We start from the raw sequence: 19,656 nt of genomic DNA, 5'->3' as shown, positions 1-19,656 counted from the left end.
GGACGGGGCGTCGGCCGGGCGACCTGTGGTCACCGGAGCGGGAGATCTGCCCCCGCTCAACCGGCGATCGCGTCGCGCAGCGCGTCGACGCGGTCGAGCCGCTCCCAGGGCAGGTCGAGGTCGCGGCGGCCGAAGTGACCGTAGGCCGCCAGCGGGCGGTAGATCGGGCGCTGCAGCTGGAGGTCGGCGATGATCGCCAGCGGGCGCAGGTCGAAGACGGCCCGCACGGCGCGCTCGATCTCCTCCTCGGCGACCCGTGCGGTGCCGAAGGTCTCCACGTACAGGGAGACCGGCGTCGCGCGACCGATCGCGTAGGCGACCTGGACCTCGCAGCGACGGGCGAGGCCGGCCGCCACGACGTTCTTGGCCACCCACCGCATGGCGTAGGCCGCCGAGCGGTCGACCTTGCTGGGGTCCTTGCCGGAGAACGCGCCGCCGCCGTGGCGGGCCATCCCGCCGTAGGTGTCGACGATGATCTTGCGCCCGGTCAGTCCGGCGTCCCCCATGGGCCCGCCGAGGACGAACCGGCCCGTCGGGTTGACGAGCACCTGGACGGCGGAGCTGTCGATGCCCGCGGCGGCGCCGGTGAGCTCGGCCGCGAGCACCGGCTCGAGGACGAGGGAGCGCACCGCGGAGTCGAGCATGTCCTGGGTGACGTCCTCGTCGTGCTGGGTGGACACGACCACCCCGGTCACGGCGGCGGGGCCGTCGCCGTCGTAGCCGATGGTGACCTGGGTCTTGCCGTCGGGCCGCAGCCACGGCACCTGGCCCTCGCGGCGCACGACGGCGAGCTGCTCGGCCAGCCGGTGGGAGAGGTGGATGGGCAGCGGCATGAGCGAGTCGGTCTCGTCGGTGGCGTACCCGAACATCAGGCCCTGGTCACCGGCGCCCTGGACGTCGAGGGGGTCGATGCCCCGGGCGTCGTCACGCGTCTCGAGGGACTTGTCCACGCCCGCGGCGATGTCGGCGGACTGCTCCCCCACGCTCACCGACACCCCGCAGGAGCGGCCGTCGAAGCCGACCTCGGACGAGGTGTAGCCGATCTGGCTGATCTCGCGGCGCACGATCGTGGGGATGTCGACGTACCCCTCGGTGCGGATCTCCCCGGCCACGTGCACCTGACCGGTGGTGACCAGGCACTCGACAGCCACGCGCGCGTGGGGGTCCTCGCGCAGGAGCTCGTCGAGGATCGCGTCGGAGAGCCGGTCGCAGATCTTGTCCGGGTGCCCCTCGGTGACGGACTCGGACGTGAAGGTGCGCAGCTGACTCACCGCTCGATCGTAGTGCCCGCCAGGAGGTCGACCACGGCATCGAGCAGCGCGTCCGCCATCTGGTCCTTCGACCCCGAGGCCGTCGCCACGGTCTCGCCCCGGCCGTCGAGGATCGTCAGCTCGGTGGTGACGTCGCCGAACCCGATCCCCTCCCCGACGGCGTTGACCGCGAGCAGGTCGGCCCCCTTGCGGCGGGCCTTGGCGCGGCCGTGCTCGAGGACGGACCCGGACTCGTCCCCGGTCTCGGCGGCGAAGCCGACGACGAGCTGCCCCGTGCGGGGACGGTCGGCCGCCAGGGAGGCGAGGATGTCGGGGTTCTCGACGAGCTCGATGGTGCGGCGGCCGGTCCCGTCCTTCTTGCCCTTGGTGCCCGCGACCTGCGCGGGCCGGAAGTCGGCGACGGCGGCGGCCATGACGACGACGTCGGCCTGCCGGGCCGCCCCGGTCACGGCCTTCTGGAGCTCGAGGGTGGAGCCGACCTCGACGACGTCGACGGCGAGCTCGTCGGGCAGGAGCGCGGCCTCGACGTTGGCGGCCAGCAGCGTCACGCGCGCGCCCCTCTCGGCCGCGGCGCGGGCCACCGCGACGCCCTGCCGGCCGGTGGAGCGGTTCCCGATGAAACGGACCGGGTCGATCGGCTCGTGCGTGCCGCCGGCGGAGACGACGACGGTGCGGCCGGCGAGGTCCTGGCGCCGGGGCGGGCAGGTGCCGGCGGCGCCCTCCGGCAGGGCGCGGGCCTCGGGCTCGACGAGCGCGAGGGCCGCCGCGACGATGCGTTCGGGCTCGGGCAGGCGGCCCGGGCCGGAGTCGGCGCCGGTCAGGCGCCCGGAGTCGGGGTCGAGCACGGTGACGCCGCGGCTGCGCAGGGTCGCGACGTTGGCGACCGTGGCGGGATGGCGCCACATCTCGGTGTGCATCGCCGGTGCCAGGAGCACGGGGCACGTGGCGGTGAGCAGCGTGGCGGTGAGCAGGTCGTCGGCCATGCCGGCGGCGGCCCGGGCCAGGGTGTTCGCCGTCGCGGGGGCGACGATGACGAGGTCGGCGCGACGGCCGATGTCGACGTGGTCGACGGCCGTGGCCCCCTCGAAGACGCCCGTGCGGACGGGCCGGCCCGACAGGGCGGCGAAGGTGGGGGCGCCCACCATCTCGAGGGCCGCCGCCGTCGGGACGACGCGGACCTGGTGGCCGGCCTCGGTCAGCAGCCGCAGGACGAGCGGCGCCTTGTAGGCGGCGATGCCGCCGCTCACGCCGAGGACGACCTCGAGGGACCGGCCCGTCGCCACGAGCGGGATCAGTCCTGCGTGCGCGTGAGGGTGAGCTGGCCCGCGTTGATCTCGCGCAGCGCGATCGACAGCGACTTCTCCTCCGGGGCGGAGGGGACGAGCGGGCCGACGAACTCCAGCAGGCCGTCCTGCAGCTGCTGGTTGTAGGTGTTGATCTGACGCGCGCGCTTGGCGGCGTAGATGACCAGGGCGTACTTCGAGTCGACGGTGGTGAGCAGCTCGTCGATCGGCGGGTCGGTGATGCCGATAGGCTCGGCGACGGTTCCAAGCATGGGTCCTCCTCGGTGGCGGCGGGCGCCCCGGCCTGACGGCGGGCGCACGGCCTCCCATCCTAGCGCGTCGGCTCCCGAACCAGCCCCATGAGACCGGCCAGGGCCTGTGCGGCCTCGGTCACGTCGGAGTTGACGATGATCTCGTCGAACTCGCGCACGGACGCCAGCTCGACGTCGGCCGTGGCCAGGCGCCGCTCGCGCTCCTCCTCGGTCTCGGTGCCGCGGCCCACCAGGCGCCGCACGAGCTCGGCCCGGTCCGGCGGGGCGAGGAACACGTGCCGGCCGCCGGGCAGGCCCTCCCGGACCTGACGGTGGCCCTGGAGGTCGAGCTCGAGGAGCACCGGCCGGCCGGTGGCGAGGTGCTCGACGACCGCCTGGCGCGGGGTGCCGTACCGGTGCACGCCGTGCACGACCGCCCACTCCAGCATCTGACCCGCCTCGACGGCGGCGTCGAACTGCTCGCTCGTGAGGAAGTGGTAGTGCACGCCGTCGACCTCGCCGGGGCGCCGGGGCCGGGTGGTCGCCGAGACGGAGTACCACAGGTCCGGGTAGAGCCGGCGCAGCTCGGTGACGACGGTGCCCTTGCCGACGGCGGTGGGGCCGGATAGGACGGTGAGGCGTGAGGTGTCGACGGATCCGCGGTCCGTCGCTGCAGGCTGGTTCGGCACCGGTTCATTCTGACAGGTCCCCACCGGGGCCCTGTCGCTCAGCCGAAGCGCTCGACGAGGTGCGAGCGCTGGTGCGGGCCCAGGCCCCTGACCCGGCGCGACTCGGCGATCCCGAACTCCGCCATGATCGCGCGGGCCGTCGAGGCGCCCACGCCGGGCATCGACTCCAGCAGGGCGACGACCTTGAGCTTGTTGAGCGCCTCGTCCTCACCCGCCCGCTGGAGGACCTCGGAGAGCTGGAGCGCCCCGGCCTTGAGCTTCGCCTTGACGTCGGCACGCACGCGGCGCGCCTCGGCGGCCTTGGCCAGGGCAGCGGCGCGCTCCTGCGCCGTCAGCGGGGGTACTGCCACGTCGACCACCTCGTCATCGTGTTGATCGGACCTGATCAGGACCCTGACAGTAGCCGGTGCGGCACGCCGCGCGCCAGGTGAACGCGCCCGGCACGGCGGATGGACATCGGGTGAACCCGACGTCCGTCCGCCCCGCGGCCCCGGCTCAGCGGTCCCGCAGTGCCCGCCGGGCGCTGACGGCCATGGCCGCGGCGGCCTCGCGCACCGAGCCCCGGGCCGCACCGGCGGACAGGATCGCCCGCGCGGAGGTGGCCAGCACCCGGTCCCGGACGTCGTCCAGTCCGGCCCGCAGGTCGCTCGTGGTGGCGCCCTGGGCGCCGAGCCCCGGCGCCAGGACGATGCCGCCGGCCGCGGCCAGGTCGATGCCCAGGCGGCGCGCGGCGTCGCCGGTGGTGCCGCCGACGACCAGGCCCACCGGGCCCGGCGTCCCGCCGTGGCGCGCGTTCTGCTCGCCGGCCCAGCGCACGACCTCGCCGGCCACGGAGGCGCCCGGGCCGCCCACGTGCTGGACCTGATGCCCCTCGGGGTTCGAGGTCAGGGCGAGGACGAAGATGCCTCGCCCGTGCGCGGCGGCGGTCGCCACGGTCTCGTCCAGGGAGCCGGTGCCCAGGTAGGGCGAGACCGTGATGGCGTCGGCCGGCATGGGGGCGTCGTCGGTCAGGTGCGTGGCCGCGTAGGCGGCCATCGTCGAGCCGATGTCGCCGCGCTTGACGTCGAGGATCGTCAGCAGGCCGGCCTCGCGGGCGGCGAGCAGGACCTCCTGCAGGGCGGCCCACCCGGCCGGGCCGTGCCGCTCGAAGAACGCCGACTGCGGCTTGACGGCCGCGACGTGGCCCGCGAGCTCCTCGACGACGCGCAGCCCCAGCTCGCGTAGCCCCGACGGGTCGTCGGGCAGCCCCCACTGCGCCAGGAGCGCGGCGTGGGGGTCGATACCCACGCACAGCGGGCCGTGCGCGTCCATCGCCGCGGCGAGGCGCTCACCGAAGTCGGCGGTGCCATCTTCGGCGGTCATAGCGCACCCGCCGCGAGCCGTGCGGCGCGCGCCTCGTCCAGCTCCTGGAGGGAGGCGACGTCGAAGGCGCCCGAGCGCTCGGCCTCGATGGCCCGCACCGCCACGCCCAGCTGGGCGGTGGTGGTGATGATGGCGCGGTCGATCGCCGTCGTCGCGGTGCGGATCTCGTAGCCGTCGGCCCGGGTCCCCTGGCCGCCCGGGGTGTTGATGACCATGTCCACCGAGCCCTCGGTGATGAGGTCGATGATCGTCGGCTCGCCTGCCGGCCCCCGCCCCGCCGAGTGCTTGCGGACCGTGGTCGAGGGGATGCCGTGCCGGTGCAGGACCGCCGCGGTCCCCTCGGTGGCGAGCAGCTCGAAACCGAGGTCGACGAGCCGGGCCGCGGGCAGCACGATGTCGCGCTTGTCCCGGTCGGCGACGGAGACGAAGACCCGCCCCGAGCGCGGCAGCCCGCCGAAGGCCGCCGTCTGCGACTTGGCGAAGGCCACCGGCAGGGTGCCGCCGACCCCCATGACCTCACCGGTGGAGCGCATCTCCGGGCCGAGGAGGGAGTCCACGACCTGCCCGCCCTTGGTGGCGAAGCGCTTGAAGGGCAGCACCGCCTCCTTGACGGCGATCGAGGCGCCCAGGTCGACGACCCCGGCGTCGACGGCCGGCAGGATCCCGGCGCCGCGCAGCTCGGCGATCGACTCCCCCGTCATCACCCGGGCCGCGGCCCGGGCCAGCGGCACGCCGGTGGCCTTGGCGACGAACGGGACCGTGCGGGAGGCTCGCGGGTTGGCCTCGATGACGTACAGGACGTCGGAGACCAGCGCGAACTGGATGTTGATGAGGCCGTGCACGCCGACCCCGCGGGCGATGGCCTCCGTCGACGCGCGGATCCGGGCGATCTCGGCGGCCGAGAGCGAGACCGGTGGCAGCACGCAGGAGGAGTCGCCGGAGTGGATGCCGGCCTCCTCGATGTGCTCCATGACGCCGGCGAGGAACAGCTCCTCGCCGTCGTACAGGGCGTCGACGTCGATCTCCACGGCGTCGTCGAGGAAGCGGTCCACCAGCAGCGGGGCGGCCCGGCGGCTGGCGTCCCCGGCGTGCACCGTGGCGTTGTCCAGGTACTCGTCCAGGCCGGCCTCGTCGTAGACGATCTGCATGCCGCGCCCGCCCAGGACGTAGCTGGGCCGCACGAGCACCGGGTAGCCGATCTCCGCGGCGACCTCGCGGGTCTCCTGCGGCGAGGTGGCGGTGCCGTGCGCGGGCGAGGGCAGGTCGGCGTCGTCGAGGACCCGGCCGAAGATCTCCCGGTCCTCGGCGGCGTCGATCGCCTCCGGCGAGGTGCCCAGGATCGGAACGCCCGCGTCGGACAGCCGCTGCGCGAGCGAGAGCGGGGTCTGCCCGCCGAGCTGGACGATGAGCCCCTCGACCGGGCCGGCGGCGAGCTCGGCCCGGTAGACCTCCATGACGTCCTCGAACGTGAGCGGCTCGAAGTAGAGCCGGTCGGAGATGTCGTAGTCGGTCGAGACCGTCTCCGGGTTGCAGTTGACCATCACCGTGGTGAAGCGGTCGGCGAGCTCGAGCGCGGCGTGCACGCAGGAGTAGTCGAACTCGATGCCCTGACCGATCCGGTTGGGCCCCGAGCCGAGGATGATGACCGCCGGCTTCTCCCGGGGCGCCACCTCCGTGGCGGCGTCGTAGGCCGAGTAGTGGTAGGGCGTGTCCGAGGCGAATTCGGCGGCGCAGGTGTCGACCGTCTTGTACACCGGGTGCAGGTCGAAGGCCCGGCGCACCTCGCGCACCGCGTCCTCCGAGAGGCCGCGGATCTCCCCGATCTGGGCGTCGGACAGGCCGTGCCGCTTGGCCCGGCGCAGCACCTCGGCGGACAGCGCGGGCGCGTCGGCGACCTCCCGGGCGACCTCGTCGACGAGGAGGAGCTGGTCGAGGAACCACGGGTCGATGGCCGTGGCCTCGAAGAGCTCCTCCACGCTCGCCCCGCCGCGGATGGCCTGCTGGACGTCGACGAGACGCCCCTCGGTGGGGATCCTCGTGGACTCCACCAGCGCGGCGAGCTCCTCGCCGGCCGGGGCCTCGCCGCGCCAGTGGAACTGCTGGCCGGAGCGGTCCAGGGAGCGCAGCGCCTTGCCGAGGGCCTCGGTGAAGTTGCGACCCAGCGCCATGGCCTCGCCGACGGACTTCATCGTGGTGGTCAGGGTCGGGTCCGCCGCCGGGAACTTCTCGAACGCGAAGCGCGGCACCTTGACCACGACGTAGTCCAGCGCCGGCTCGAAGCTGGCGGGCGTGGAGCCGGTGATGTCGTTGGGGATCTCCGACAGCGTGTAGCCGATCGCCAGGCGCGCGGCGATCTTGGCGATCGGGAAGCCGGTGGCCTTCGAGGCCAGAGCGGAGGAGCGCGAGACGCGGGGGTTCATCTCGATGACGACGATGCGCCCGTCGCGGGGGTCGACGGCGAACTGCACGTTGCAGCCGCCGGTGTCGACGCCGACCTCGCGCAGCACCGCGATGCCGATGTCCCGCATCTTCTGGAACTCGCGGTCGGTGAGGGTCATCGCCGGGGCCACGGTGACCGAGTCACCGGTGTGCACGCCGACCGGGTCGACGTTCTCGATCGAGCAGACGACCACGACGTTGTCGTCCTTGTCGCGCATGAGCTCGAGCTCGAACTCCTTCCAGCCGAGGATCGACTCCTCGAGGAGGACCTCGGTGGTCGGCGAGAAGTGCAGGCCGGCGCCGGCGATGCGGTCGAGGTCCTCGCGCGTGTAGGCCAGGCCGGAGCCGAGCCCGCCCATGGTGAAGCTGGGCCGGACCACGAGCGGCAGGCCGAGCTCGTCGGCCACGGCGTGCACCTGGTCGAGGTCGTGGGCGATGGCCGAGCGGGCGGACTCTCCCCCGGCCCGCTCGACGACCTCCTTGAACGCCAGGCGGTCCTCGGCCTTGTTGATGGCGTCGACGGAGGCGCCGATGAGCTCGACGCCGAGGCGGTCGAGCACGCCGGACTCGTGCAGGGAGATGGCCGTGTTGAGCGCCGTCTGCCCGCCGAGGGTCGGCAGGACGGCGTCGGGGCGCTCCTTGACGAGGATCGCCTCGACGACCTCGGGCGTGATCGGCTCGACGTAGGTGGCGTCGGCGATCTCGGGGTCGGTCATGATCGTCGCGGGGTTGGAGTTGACGAGGATGACCCGCAGGCCCTCCTCGCGCAGCACCCGGCAGGCCTGCGTGCCCGAGTAGTCGAACTCGGCGGCCTGCCCGATGACGATCGGCCCCGATCCGATGACGAGGACGGAGCTCAGGTCGGTCCGGCGGGGCATCAGTTCTCCTCGGTGGTGGTCGGCTGCCCCTGGCGCGCGGCCATGAGCTTGAGGAAGCGGTCGAAGAGGTGCTCGCCGTCGTGCGGGCCGGCCGCGGCCTCGGGGTGGTACTGGACGGAGAAGGCGGGGATGTCGAGCGCCCGCAGGCCCTCGACGACCTGGTCGTTGAGGCCGACGTGGCTGACCTCGACGCGGCCGTACCGGCCGTCGTCGTAGGGGGCCACGGAGGTCTCCTCCACGGGGGCGTCGACGGCGAAGCCGTGGTTGTGGGCGGTGATCTCCACCCGGCCCGTGCGGCGGTCGAGGACCGGCTGGTTGACCCCGCGGTGGCCGTAGGCGAGCTTGAAGGTGCCGTAGCCGAGCGCGCGGCCGAGGAGCTGGTTGCCGAAGCAGATGCCGAAGTAGGGCACGCCCGCGTCGAGGACGCCGCGCAGCAGCTCGATCTCGTGGTCGGCGGCCGCCGGGTCGCCGGGACCGTTGGAGAAGAACACGCCGTCGGGCTCGAGGGCGAGGACCTCGGCGAGGCTCGTGCTGCGCGGGACGACGTGCACGCGCACGCCGCGCTCGGCGAGCTGGGCCGGGGTGCGGGTCTTGATGCCCAGGTCGACGGCGACGACGGTGGCGATCGGCTCGCCGTCGGGCTCGATGGTGTAGGTCTCGGCGGTGGAGACCTCGCCGGCCAGGTCCGAGCCGGCCATCGACGGCGAGTCGCGCACGACGTCGACGAGCACCTCGACGGACTGGGCGTGGCCGTCGGCCGCGCCGGCGGGCAGGGCGGAGCCGGAGAAGATGCCGGCGCGCATGACGCCGCTCTCGCGCAGGTGGCGGGTCAGGGCCCGGGTGTCGATCTCGCAGATGCCGACGACGCCCTCGGCGCTGAGGCGCTCCTCGAGGCCGCCGGTGGCGCGCCAGCTCGACGTGCGGCGGGCGGGGTCGCGCACGACGTAGCCCGCGACCCAGACCTGGCCGGACTCGTCGTCGTCCTCGTTGACCCCGGTGTTGCCCACGTGCGGGGTCGTCATCACGACGATCTGGCGGTGGTAGCTGGGGTCGGTGAGGGTCTCCTGGTAGCCGGTCATGCCGGTGGAGAAGACGATCTCGCCGAGCGTGCGGCCGTCGCTCGCGTAGCTCGATCCGCGGTAGGTGGTCCCGTCCTCCAGGACGAGCAGGGCCGGTGTGCGCTCGGCACTCATGCGAGCTCCTTCTTCTCGGGCAGCGGGTCGAGATCCTCGACCAGGACGCCGTCGCGGACCGTGGCCCGCCCGGCGTAGAACGTGTGCACGACGGCGCCCGCCAGCTCGCGCCCCTCGAACGGGGAGTTGCGCGAGCGGGAGGCGTGCGTCGTCGGGTCGACGACGGTGCGCGCGGTGGGGTCGACCAGCGTGAGGTGCGCGGGTGCCCCGGCGACGAGGCCCTGGCCCTGGTCGGCCACCCGGCCGATGCGGGCCGGGTCGGCGGAGAGCACGCGGGCGACGCCGGCCCAGTCGAGCAGGCCGGTCTCGATCATGGTGGTCTGCACGACCGCCAGCGCGGTCTCCAGGCCGGTCATGCCCATCGCCCCGGCCGCCCACTCGGTGTCCTTGTCCTCGGCGGCGTGCGGGGCGTGGTCGGTGGCGACGATGTCGATCGTGCCGTCGGCGAGGCCCGCGCGGACCGCCTCGACGTCGGCGGCCGTGCGCAGCGGCGGGTTGACCTTGTACCGGGGGTCGTAGTCGCGGGCGAGCTCGTCGGTCAGCAGCAGGTGGTGCGGGGTGACCTCTGCGGTGACGGCGATGCCGCGGGCCTTGGCCCAGCGCACGATGTCGACCGAGCCGGCCGTGGACAGGTGGCACACGTGCAGGCGCGAGCCGACGTGCTCGGCGAGCAGCACGTCGCGGGCGATGATCGACTCCTCGGCCACCGCCGGCCAGCCGGTCATGCCCAGCTCGGCCGATACGTCACCCTCGTGCATCTGGGCGCCCTCGGTCAGCCGGGGGTCCTGGGCGTGCTGGGCGATGACGCCGTCGACGGAGCGCACGTACTCCAGGGCGCGGCGCATGAGGACGGGGTCGGACACGCAGCGGCCGTCGTCGGAGAAGACCGTCACCGCGGCGGCGGACCGGGCCATCGCTCCCAGCTCGGCGAGCTGCTCGCCGGCGAGCCCGACGGAGACCGCCCCGACGGGGCGCACGTCGACGTAGCCGGCCTCGCGGCCCAGGCGCCACACCTGCTCGACGACGCCGGCCGTGTCGGCCACGGGCATCGTGTTGGCCATGGCGTGCACGGCGGTGAAGCCGCCGGCGGCCGCGGCCCGCGAGCCGGTGCGCACGGTCTCGGTGTCCTCGCGGCCGGGCTCGCGCAGGTGGGTGTGCAGGTCGACGAGGCCCGGAAGGGCGACGAGGCCGTCGGCGTCGACGTGGCGCGCGTCGGCGGTTGCCTGCTCCGCGGCCTCGGCGCCGGTGGCGGCGATCCGGCCGTCCACGAGCAGCAGGTCGGTGGGCGGACCCCCGAGGACGGCGGCGCCGGTGACGAGGTGACTGGTCGTGCGGTGGGTGGTCATGCGGTGGTCCCTTCGGAGCCGGCGAGCAGGAGGTAGAGCACGGCCATGCGCACGGCGACGCCGTTACGGACCTGCTCGAGGACGACGCTGCGCTCGGAGTCGGCGGCCTCGGCCGAGATCTCCAGCCCGCGGTTCATCGGTCCGGGGTGCATGACGACGGCGTGGGCGGGCAGGGCGCCGAGGCGGGCGGCGTCGAGCCCGTAGAGGCGGTGGTACTCCTGCTCGGAGGGGAAGAAGCCGCCGCCGGAGGAGGACATGCGTTCGCGCTGGACGCGGAGCATCATCACGGCGTCGGGCGCGGCGGCCAGGGCCGCGTCGAGATCGTGCTCGACCCGGGCGGGCCAGGTGCGCGCGCCCACCGGCAGCAGCGTGGGCGGGGCGACGAGGGTGACCTCGGCGCCCAGCGTGGTGAGCAGGTCGACGTTCGAGCGGGCCACCCGCGAGTGCAGGACGTCCCCGACGACGACGACGCGCGCGCCGGCCAGGTCGCTGCCCGGTGGGGCGGGGGTGTCCGTCGTCGGGGGCTCCCCCGCGGCCGGATCCTCGGTGCGGGCGTGCAGGTGACGGCGCAGGGTGAAGGCGTCGAGCAGCGCCTGGGTGGGGTGCTGGTGGGCGCCGTCGCCGGCGTTGAGGATCGGGATGTCGGTCCACCCGGCGTGCGCGAGGCGGTGCGGGGCGCCCGAGGCGGGGTGCCGGACGACGACGCCGTCGGCGCCCATGGCCCGCAGCGTGAGGGCCGTGTCCTTGAGCGTCTCGCCCTTGGACACCGAGGAGCCCTTGGCGGAGAAGTTGATGACGTCGGCGCTGAGTCGCTTGGCGGCCGCCTCGAAGGAGATCCGCGTGCGGGTGGAGTCCTCGAAGAAGAGGTTGACCACGGTGCGGCCGCGCAGGGTGGGGAGCTTCTTCATCTCCCGCTCCTGCGTGGCGGCCATCTGCTCGGCGGTGTCGAGGACGCGGACGGCCTCGGCGCGGTCGAGGTCGGCGGCGGAGAGCAGGTGCCTCATCGGGTCTCCTCCCCGCCGAGGATGCGGACCGAGTCCTCGGCGTCGTCGGTGCCGGCGAGCGTGACGCGCACGCTCTCCTCGCGCGAGGTCGGCAGGTTCTTGCCGACGAAGTCGGCCCGGATCGGCAGCTCGCGGTGGCCGCGGTCGACGAGGACGGCGAGCTGGACGCGGCGCGGGCGGCCGAGGTCGCTCAGCGCGTCGAGGGCGGCGCGGATGGTGCGGCCCGAGTAGAGGACGTCGTCGACGAGGACGACGGTGCGGCCGGTGACGTCGACCGGGACCTCCGTGCGGCCGAGCCCGCGCACCGGGTGGTCGCGCAGGTCGTCGCGGTACATCGTGGTGTCGAGGGAGCCGTGCGGGACGGCCTCGGTGAGGCCGGCGGCGCGTGCGACCCGGGCGGCCAGGCGCTCGGCGAGCGGGACGCCACGGGTGGGGATGCCGAGCAGGACCAGGTCGTCGGTGCCCTGGTTGCGCTCGACGATCTCGTGGGCGATGCGGGTGAGCGAACGGTCGACGTCGTCGGGACCGAGGACCTCGCGGCCGTCGGCCGTCGCGTCCTGGGGCGTCGGCGACTCAGATCCTGGGTCGGGGCACATCGTGCCGTGACCTCCTTCCCTGCCTCGCTGGACAGATCGTTAAAGGATGTCGGTGGGGCGAGCCTACGCCCGCTCGGACTCAGACCCGGTAGAGGTCCTTGTTCCTGGACACCTCGCCGAGCACGCCGCCGATGAAGCGCGCGGAGTCGTCGGTGGACAGGCGTCCGGCCAGGTGCACGGCCTGCTCGATGGCGACGGCGTCCTCGACGTCGTCGAGGAAGACGACCTCGAGCACGCCCAGGCGCAGCAGGCCACGGTCCACGGAGGGCATCCGGCGCAGCGACCAGCCGTGCGAGGTGGCGGTGAGGATCTCGTCGATGACGGTGACGTGGTCGGCGACGCCCTCGACCAGCTCGATCGCGTACGGCGGCAGGCCGTCCTGGGCGATCGTGCGGGCGCGGCGCTCGGCGAGCACCGCGAGCAGCTCGTCGGCGGAGGAGACCTTGCCCTTGGCGTCGGCCTCGAAGAGGACGTCGAGGGCGCGGTTGCGGGCCTTCGTGCGGGCGGTGACGTGCGCGACCGGGCGGTCACGGCGGGTGCTCGGCGCGGTCACCGGCACCGCCCCGGCGGGCAGGTCGGCCTCGTCGATCTCGATCGTGGTGGCCGGCTCCTCGGGGGTGAGATCGGCCGGGAGATCGGCAGAGCCTGCGGGATCGTGCGCAGGCGTCTGCGGCAGCTCTCCGGTCACTCAGGCGCGTCCGAGGTAGTCGCCCGAGCGGGTGTCGACCTTGACCTTGACGCCCTGCTCGAGGAAGAGGGGAACCTGGATCTGCAGGCCCGTCTCCACGGTGGCGGGCTTGGTGCCGGCCGACGAGCGGTCGCCCTGCAGGCCCGGCTCGGTCTCGGTGACCTCGAGGACCACCGAGCTCGGCAGCTCGACGAAGAGCACGTTGCCCTCGTGGGTGGCGATGACGACGTCGGTGTTCTCCAGCATGTAGTTCGCCGCGTCGCCGACGGTCTCCGGGCTGACCGGGATCTGCTCGTAGGTCTCGGAGTCCATGAAGATGAAGTCCGTGCCGTCGTTGTAGAGGTACTGCATGTCGCGACGGTCGACCGTGGCGGTCTCGACCTTGACGCCCGCGTTGAAGGTTTTGTCCACGCCCTTGCCGGACAGGACGTTCTTCAGCTTGGTGCGGACGAACGCCGGGCCCTTGCCGGGCTTGACGTGCTGGAACTCGACGACCGACCACAGCTGCTTGTCGATCACCAGGACCATGCCGTTCTTCAGGTCGTTCGTCGATGCCATGGGTGTAGCCGTCCTTATGGGTCGAGGCACGTGGTCAGGTGTGCGGGGCGCCGCATCCACGGGTGGGTCAGGCGAGCCGCTCCGCGGTGGCTCAGGATATCGCGACGAGGATCCCCAGTCCGGCCAGCCCCCATGAGGCCGCCCACAGGTAGGACGCCAGGGTGCCGATGATGAAACGTTCGGCGGTCAGTCCGGCGGGCGGCACGCGCGGTGGCTCGGCGACCGGCCGGGGCTCGGGCTCCTCGGGGAGCAGGAGGGCTGCGTCGGCGTCGCGCGCCGGACCGTGGTCGGACCGCAGCTCGGGGTACCGCCCGAGGCCCTTGACGGCCAGGACGACGGCGACGGCCTCGGGGTAGCCGGCGATCAGCCCGGCCGCGACGGCGGCGCGCTCGAGGTAGCCGATCCACCGACCACCGTTGTCCAGGCCGACGGGGTGGGCGAGCATCGCGGGCGTGCGTGAGCCGTCGGCGTCGGACACGGTGAACCGCCGCAGGAGCCGGGCGACGAGGGGGCTGCCGGTGAGCGCGGCGCCCAGCGCCGCGACCACGACGATCCCGGCGGTGACGAGGCCCAGCTGCCAGCCGCTCACGAGGCGCCCTGCTCGGCCCCGGCGGCCTGCGTGCCCGAGGCGCCTCGCTCGGCCCGGGCGACGAGCTCGGCGACGTAGGGCAGCGCGGCGAGCTCCTCCCGCACGCCGGCGACCCGGACCCGGTCGTGGACGGCCTGGTAGGTGATGCCCAGCTCCTCGGCGACCGCGCGCTGGGTGACCCCGGTGACGAGGCGGTCGGCGACCTCCCAGCCGGCGTCGGAGCGGGTGCGCCGCAGGGCGCCGACCAGGTGGAGGACGGCGGTGGCGGCCCCCGCGGCGTCCTCGTCGGCGCCGTGCACGACCAGCGGGACCGGTGAGGCCTTGCTCCGGGCGGTCTCCACCGCCTCGCGGGCCAGCACGAAGGCCCGGCCCGAGGAGGCCGAGGCGGTCGCGGCCAGGGGCTCGTCGGCCGGGCCGGCGCCGACGCCGACGGCCCAGTCCAGACGGACGAGCCGCAGCGCGACGTCGACGGCGGCGGGAGCGCTCGCCAGGACGCCCTGGATCTCGTCACCCACGGTGCGCTCGAAGGGCAGCAGGAGTGTCGCGCCCGCGCGGCGCTGCCAGGGGCCGAGCTCGGCGAGGACCTCGTCGACGAGGACGCCGCGCTGGGTCGACCGGTTCTGGTCGGCGGTGACGACGAACATGCATCAAGGCTATGTGCTTGATTGCGGCGGATCAACCAGTGGCGTGGCGTGGCCCGAATACCTCTGTACGTCGCCGGTTGGACCCGCCTACGCTGGTGCGGACGGGTCGTCCGACGAGGGCGACGAAGGAGGGCCGAGCGATGCGAGTGGCGGTCGTCGGCGGGGGCATGTCGGGACGGGCGATCGAGCGCGCCGTCACCGAACGGGGCGGTACCGCCCTGCTGCTGTCCCGGTCCACCGGCTACGACGTCATCTGCGACAACCCCCTCACGCACCTGGCGGGGTTCGACGCGATCGTCGAGGCGGCCAGCCGCTTCACCACGAGCGCGCGCACCGCGACCGACTTCTTCACCCGCTCCACGCGTGCCGTCGCGCGAGCCGCCAACGCCACGGGGGCACGCCACGTCCTGGTCTCCATCGTCGACTGCGAGCTGGACGCGGTCCAGGGCTACGGGTACTTCGCCGGCAAGGCCGCCCAGGAGCGGGTGGCGGCGCAGGAGAGCGAGCACCTCGTCGTCGCCCGGTCGACGCAGTGGTTCGAGTTCGCGGGCCAGACGCTCCAGCGTCTGCGCCTCGGGCCGGTGGCCGCGGTGCCGACGATGCGCATCAGGCCGGTCGCGCTGTCCGCCGTCGCCGGCGTCGTCGCCGAGTGCGCGCTCGGGATGCGGACGGGAGCGCGCCACGACGTGGCCGGGCCCGAGGAGCTCACCCTGTGGGAGATGGCCAGGCAGGTGCCCGACCGGCGCGTCCGGCTCGTCCCGCTGCCCGTGCCTGGGCGAGCGGGACGAGCCTTCCGCGACGGCACGCTCGCCAGGCAGGAGGGCGTGGAGATCCTGGGGCCGACCTACTCCGAGTGGCTCGAGGAGCGCCGCCCCCGCCGGTCATGAGGCGCGGGCGGACTCCCCGTCCGCGGGTCCGGTCAGGTCTCTCGGCCCGGCCCGGGGACGGGCGGCCTCCCCATCGGGAGGTCCGACCAGGTCTCGCGGCCCGGCACGGGGGCGGGCTGGCTCGTCGTCCAGGGCGCGCAGGGCCTCCCGGTTCGCGGCGACGCGGGCGCGCAGCTCGTCGATCCGGCGGTCGGTGGCGTGCTGCGCGAGCACCGAGCGCCCGGCCCGGTAGCTGGCCCCGGTCGGGGTGGTCACGGTCAGGCCGTCGGCGCCCGTCCGGCTGGCCCAACCCGGGTTCTCCTTGACGAGATTGCATCGCTGGCACAGCCCGGACGCGTTCGCCAGTGCGGTCGGACCGCCGTCGGCATGGCGGGTGACGTGGTCGATCTGGCGCAGCGGCGCGCCGCAGAACGGGTTGCGGCACATGTCGTCGCGGGTGGTGACGAGGTGCCGGAGCCACTTGGGGAAGTCGCGCGAGCGCGAGTCCGCGGCGTCGATCTCGCCGTCGTCCGGCCGCACCCAGATCCGCCGCATGCGCACGTCGGCGGCCTGCTCCTTCGACAGGTAGCCCCGCGCGACGGCGGCGGGGACGGGGCCCTCACCGGGGATCCAGGCCGACGCCGGACCGCCGATCATCGTCTCGTCGGTCATGACGAGGGTGAGCCCGACGTCGCGGGGCTCGTCGAAGCCGAAGCCCGTGCAGCGCTCGACGAGGAGGTCCGCGGCGATCTGCGTGGGCGTGCGCCCGGCGGCCACCCCGACGGAGACCTGGCTCCTGGCATCGCGCTCGAGGGTCGCCCTGACCCGGACCGCGTCGCTCACGCGCATGAGCGCGGTGAGATAGGCCATCCCGTTGGGTGCGGGCCGGACGGTGACGCGCCGCTCGTGCACGGCGCGGTCCATCCGCAGCACGGCGGCCTCCTGGTCGAGCTGCTGCGCGAGCCGCCGGGCGCGGTTGCCGGCCTGACGGTCACCCATCGTGGGCAGGTCCGGGGCGAGGGCCTCGTCGACGGCGCGCCGATCGTCCGGTGCGAGGAACGCGATCTCCTTGGCGACGACGGTGGCCCGCCACTCGGGCACCTGGCCGGCCGTCATCAGCTCGAGGGTGCGCGGCATCTCGTCGACGAGGCAGCGGGCCAGCCGCAGGTGGATCCCGCCGTTCGTCGGTGACTCACGCCTGGCGAGGGCGATCTCCTCGTCGAGGCCCCGCCCGCGGTGCTCGACCGGGACGCCGCGCTCCGCCTCGGCCGCGCGGCGCATCGAGTCGAGCCGGGACGACGCCCTGGCCTGGGTCGCCGCGCTCGCGGCCTTGAGCGACTCCGCCGCACCGACGAGTGCGATCGCCGCGCCCTCCGTCTCGGGCTCGAGATGAGCGAGTGCGGCCACCACGGCCATGACGTCGTCGGCGGAGCGGAGCTGCAGCGGCGCGCTCGTCGCGCCGGTGGTGGTCCCCGTGCTCATCGTGCGCCCCCTCCCGATGCCCCGTCGCGATCGCCTTGCCGTGCCAACCGAACGTCTGTTCGATCTGCGTCCAGGTTAGCGCGCACCACTGACATCCGTCGGCGGTGCGAGGCGGGTGTGTGGACAACGTGCAGGCGGCAACGGCTGTGGGAACCGCGTGGCTCGATCGGACGCACATCGATCGACACCGGACGCGCGCATCGGCAGCATCGTGCTGAGGCGGTCAGCCCCCGCGAACGACCTCGAGCACAGCCTCGGCGACCTGCTCCTCACTGAGCGTCGTCACGTCGATCGACGTCGTGGCGAGCGCGGCGAAGGCGGCGTCGCGCTCGGCGGCCATGGTGGTCCACATGGCCCGCGGGTTCGGCAGCGCGACCGACCCGAGCCCGGACATGCCGAGCCGGCGCAGCGCCGTGCCCGGCGTGATGCGGAGGTGGACGACGGGGACGCCCGCCTCCCGCAGCCCGGCCAGCGTCTCCCCCGCCCGGGCGATCGCACCGGAGCCCAGCCCCACGGCCGCGTCCTCGGCGAGCACCTCGGTGACGACGTCGGTCTCGGCGTCGCGGAACGCGGCCTCCCCCAGGTCGATCACCAGCTCGTGGACGGGGGCGCCGAGTCGCTCCGCCAGGATCTCGTCGGTGTCGCGGGCCTCGACGCCCAGGGCCTCGGCCACCGCCGTGAGAGCGGTCGACACGCCCGATCCCGGCACGCCCACGAGGACGAGCACCGGCCGGCGCTGCGCGCCGGAGCCGTCGTCCAGAATCTGCTCCTCCTCGTTCACACCGACACCGCCGTCCACGCGGCCTCGAGCGCGTCCTCGTCGGGCCCGTCGAGGATCACCGGCACCCCCTCCGTGCGCAGCGCGACGAAGCGCAGGCGACCGCCGCGCACCTTCTTGTCGCTGCCCATGGCCGCGCGGACGTCGGCCCACGCGTACCCCTCGGCGCGCACCGGGAGCCCGAGTGCGTCGAGCACCTCGCGGTGTCGGTCGGCGAGCCCGGGCTCGGCCAGGCCGACCCGTTCGGCGAGCTCGGCCGCCACCACCGACCCCACGGCGACGGCGTCGCCGTGGCGCCACCGGTAGCCGGAGACGCGTTCGATCGCGTGCGCCGTCGTGTGCCCGTAGTTGAGCACCTCGCGCAGCGCGGCCTCGCGCAGGTCCTGCCCGACGACGTGCGCCTTGACCGCGACCGCCCGCTCCACCAGCTCGCGCAGCACGGCCGAGCCCGGGTCGAGGGCATCCTCGGGCCGCTTCCGCACGAGAGTGAGCACGTGCTCGTCGCTGAAGAACCCGACCTTGACGACCTCGGCGAGCCCGGCGGCGAGATCCGCGGGGGGCAGTCCGGACAGCAGGTCGAGGTCGCAGACCACGGCCAGCGGCGGGTGGAACGCGCCGACGAGGTTCTTGCCCGCGGCCGTGTTGACCCCGGTCTTGCCGCCGACCGCGGCGTCCACCATGCCCAGCAGGGTGGTGGGCACGTGCACCACACCGACGCCGCGCAGCCAGGTGGCCGCGACGAACCCGCCGACGTCGGTGGTCGCCCCGCCGCCCAGCGTGACCACGACGTCCTGCCGGCCGAAGGCGTGCTCGCCGAGGATCTCGTGGCAGCGGCCGACGACCTCCCAGGTCTTCGCGGCCTCGGCGTCGGGCAGCTGGTGGGTGACGGCCTCGCGTCCGCCGAACCGCAGGGCGGCAGCGATCCGGCCGGCCCGCTCGGCCAGCGGCTCGGGGTGCAGCAGGAGCACCCGCTCGGCGGTGTCCGGCAGCGCGCGGGCGACCTCCCCGGACAGGTCGCGACCGATCGTCACGGGGTAGGGCCGCTGCCCGGGCACGGTCAGCACCGTCGGCGCGGCGGCCAGCGACGCGACCTCCCCCGCGACGTCGGACAGCTCGCGCCCGTCGGTGTCGACCGTCCAGGTGGCGACCTCGGCGTACAGGGGCGCGCGCTCGGCGGCCAGCGCCGTCAACCGTCCCACCGGGTCCTCGGCCAGCAGCGGCCGGCTCGCGGCCGCACCGACACGGGCGTGCGCCTGCGCGGGCGAGACCTCCAGGTGCACCACCCGGCGCTCAACCAGGTCGCGGCGGGTGTCGGCGTCGAGCACCGCTCCCCCGCCGAGGGTGAGGACGCCCGTGCCGTGGCGGAGCGAGTCGGCGACCACCTCGCGCTCGAGCTGGCGGAAGCCCGCCTCCCCGCCGGCGGCGAAGAGATCGCTCACCGAGCGGCCGGCACGCTGCTCGACGAGGTCGTCGGTGTCGCTCACGGTGGTGCCGAGCAGCCGCGCCAGATGGCGTCCCACGGCGGACTTCCCCGCCCCCGGCATGCCGACGACGACGAGGTCCGGCCCCCGTCCCGGGACGGGCATCCCGGGGATCGGGCGCACGACGGCGCCGCCGAGCCGCTCCGGCCGAGCCTCCTCGGCGGGCAGCGCGTCCTCCGCGGTCGCCGCGTTGCTCGTGGACAGCGCGTCCTCCGCGGCCGCCGCTCCCCCGGCCCGCTGCGGGTCCACCTCGTGCAC

19 protein-coding genes are annotated in these 19,656 nt (G+C 74.3%); 1 reads left to right on the top strand and 18 read right to left on the bottom strand.

Features of this window, described 5'->3' with window-relative positions:
- Window positions 1-56 precede the first annotated feature (56 nt).
- The 15 genes from metK to AC3D3D_RS01170 form a co-directional block, all read right to left on the bottom strand.
- Window positions 57-1,262, bottom strand: coding sequence for a methionine adenosyltransferase (gene metK, locus AC3D3D_RS01240; RefSeq protein ID WP_463661598.1), 1,206 nt, complete (start codon window positions 1,260-1,262; stop codon window positions 57-59).
- Window positions 1,263-1,267: 5 nt separating this feature from the next.
- The gene (coaBC, locus tag AC3D3D_RS01235; protein WP_463661397.1) at window positions 1,268-2,554 is read right to left on the bottom strand and encodes a bifunctional phosphopantothenoylcysteine decarboxylase/phosphopantothenate--cysteine ligase CoaBC; all 1,287 of its coding nucleotides are present in this window, start codon (window positions 2,552-2,554) and stop codon (window positions 1,268-1,270) included.
- 8 nt (window positions 2,555-2,562) lie between these two features.
- Window positions 2,563-2,826 carry a DNA-directed RNA polymerase subunit omega gene (gene rpoZ, locus AC3D3D_RS01230; RefSeq protein ID WP_463661398.1) on the bottom strand — a complete coding sequence of 88 codons (264 nt, stop codon included), beginning with the start codon at window positions 2,824-2,826 and terminating at the stop codon, window positions 2,563-2,565.
- A gap of 59 nt (window positions 2,827-2,885) precedes the next feature.
- The gene (gmk, locus tag AC3D3D_RS01225) at window positions 2,886-3,494 is read right to left on the bottom strand and encodes a guanylate kinase (RefSeq protein WP_463661399.1); all 609 of its coding nucleotides are present in this window, start codon (window positions 3,492-3,494) and stop codon (window positions 2,886-2,888) included.
- A gap of 38 nt (window positions 3,495-3,532) precedes the next feature.
- A complete protein-coding gene (gene mihF, locus AC3D3D_RS01220; protein WP_463661400.1) occupies window positions 3,533-3,844 on the bottom strand; it encodes an integration host factor, actinobacterial type in 312 nt (103 codons plus the stop codon).
- A gap of 145 nt (window positions 3,845-3,989) precedes the next feature.
- Complete coding sequence (pyrF, locus tag AC3D3D_RS01215) at window positions 3,990-4,856, bottom strand: orotidine-5'-phosphate decarboxylase (protein WP_463661401.1); 867 nt, start codon at window positions 4,854-4,856, stop codon at window positions 3,990-3,992.
- Window positions 4,853-8,173 (bottom strand): carbamoyl-phosphate synthase large subunit, encoded by a 3,321-nt coding sequence (carB, locus tag AC3D3D_RS01210; RefSeq protein WP_463661402.1) that lies wholly within the window; start codon window positions 8,171-8,173, stop codon window positions 4,853-4,855. The genes pyrF and carB overlap by 4 nt, the downstream gene beginning before the upstream one ends.
- Window positions 8,173-9,366 carry a glutamine-hydrolyzing carbamoyl-phosphate synthase small subunit gene (carA, locus tag AC3D3D_RS01205; protein WP_463661403.1) on the bottom strand — a complete coding sequence of 398 codons (1,194 nt, stop codon included), beginning with the start codon at window positions 9,364-9,366 and terminating at the stop codon, window positions 8,173-8,175. Before carA ends, carB begins: the two co-directional genes overlap by 1 nt.
- Entirely contained in the window at window positions 9,363-10,712 is a 1,350-nt protein-coding gene (locus AC3D3D_RS01200; RefSeq protein WP_463661404.1) for a dihydroorotase, read from the bottom strand. The genes carA and AC3D3D_RS01200 overlap by 4 nt, the downstream gene beginning before the upstream one ends.
- Window positions 10,709-11,716 (bottom strand): aspartate carbamoyltransferase catalytic subunit, encoded by a 1,008-nt coding sequence (locus AC3D3D_RS01195; RefSeq protein WP_463661405.1) that lies wholly within the window; start codon window positions 11,714-11,716, stop codon window positions 10,709-10,711. The genes AC3D3D_RS01200 and AC3D3D_RS01195 overlap by 4 nt, the downstream gene beginning before the upstream one ends.
- Window positions 11,713-12,312: a bifunctional pyr operon transcriptional regulator/uracil phosphoribosyltransferase PyrR gene (gene pyrR / locus AC3D3D_RS01190; protein WP_463661406.1), complete on the bottom strand. Its 600-nt coding sequence runs from the start codon at window positions 12,310-12,312 to the stop codon at window positions 11,713-11,715. The genes AC3D3D_RS01195 and pyrR overlap by 4 nt, the downstream gene beginning before the upstream one ends.
- A 79-nt stretch (window positions 12,313-12,391) precedes the next feature.
- On the bottom strand, window positions 12,392-13,000 hold the full coding sequence (nusB, locus tag AC3D3D_RS01185) for a transcription antitermination factor NusB (RefSeq protein ID WP_463661407.1): 609 nt from the start codon (window positions 12,998-13,000) through the stop codon (window positions 12,392-12,394).
- Window positions 13,001-13,558: an elongation factor P gene (gene efp / locus AC3D3D_RS01180; protein WP_463661408.1), complete on the bottom strand. Its 558-nt coding sequence runs from the start codon at window positions 13,556-13,558 to the stop codon at window positions 13,001-13,003.
- A 91-nt stretch (window positions 13,559-13,649) separates the two neighbouring features.
- Window positions 13,650-14,147 carry a hypothetical protein gene (locus tag AC3D3D_RS01175; RefSeq protein WP_463661409.1) on the bottom strand — a complete coding sequence of 166 codons (498 nt, stop codon included), beginning with the start codon at window positions 14,145-14,147 and terminating at the stop codon, window positions 13,650-13,652.
- Window positions 14,144-14,791 carry a hypothetical protein gene (locus tag AC3D3D_RS01170; protein ID WP_463661410.1) on the bottom strand — a complete coding sequence of 216 codons (648 nt, stop codon included), beginning with the start codon at window positions 14,789-14,791 and terminating at the stop codon, window positions 14,144-14,146. Before AC3D3D_RS01170 ends, AC3D3D_RS01175 begins: the two co-directional genes overlap by 4 nt.
- A 140-nt stretch (window positions 14,792-14,931) precedes the next feature.
- Here AC3D3D_RS01170 and AC3D3D_RS01165 point away from each other — a divergent pair, with 140 nt between their 5' ends.
- Complete coding sequence (locus AC3D3D_RS01165) at window positions 14,932-15,678, top strand: SDR family oxidoreductase (protein ID WP_463661411.1); 747 nt, start codon at window positions 14,932-14,934, stop codon at window positions 15,676-15,678.
- Here the strand turns inward: AC3D3D_RS01165 and AC3D3D_RS01160 are convergent.
- From AC3D3D_RS01160 to aroB, 3 genes are all read right to left on the bottom strand, one after another.
- Window positions 15,673-17,139 carry an HNH endonuclease gene (locus tag AC3D3D_RS01160; RefSeq protein ID WP_463661412.1) on the bottom strand — a complete coding sequence of 489 codons (1,467 nt, stop codon included), beginning with the start codon at window positions 17,137-17,139 and terminating at the stop codon, window positions 15,673-15,675. The two genes, AC3D3D_RS01165 and AC3D3D_RS01160, sit on opposite strands and share 6 nt — an antisense overlap.
- A 223-nt stretch (window positions 17,140-17,362) precedes the next feature.
- Complete coding sequence (locus AC3D3D_RS01155) at window positions 17,363-17,920, bottom strand: shikimate kinase (RefSeq protein ID WP_463661413.1); 558 nt, start codon at window positions 17,918-17,920, stop codon at window positions 17,363-17,365.
- Window positions 17,917-19,656: a 3-dehydroquinate synthase gene (aroB, locus tag AC3D3D_RS01150; protein WP_463661414.1), complete on the bottom strand. Its 1,740-nt coding sequence runs from the start codon at window positions 19,654-19,656 to the stop codon at window positions 17,917-17,919. The genes AC3D3D_RS01155 and aroB overlap by 4 nt, the downstream gene beginning before the upstream one ends.

Source organism: Georgenia sp. X1117 (assembly GCF_057784635.1).
The sequence above is the reverse complement of the archived record's forward strand: the minus strand, read 5'-3'. Positions and strand labels throughout refer to the sequence as shown.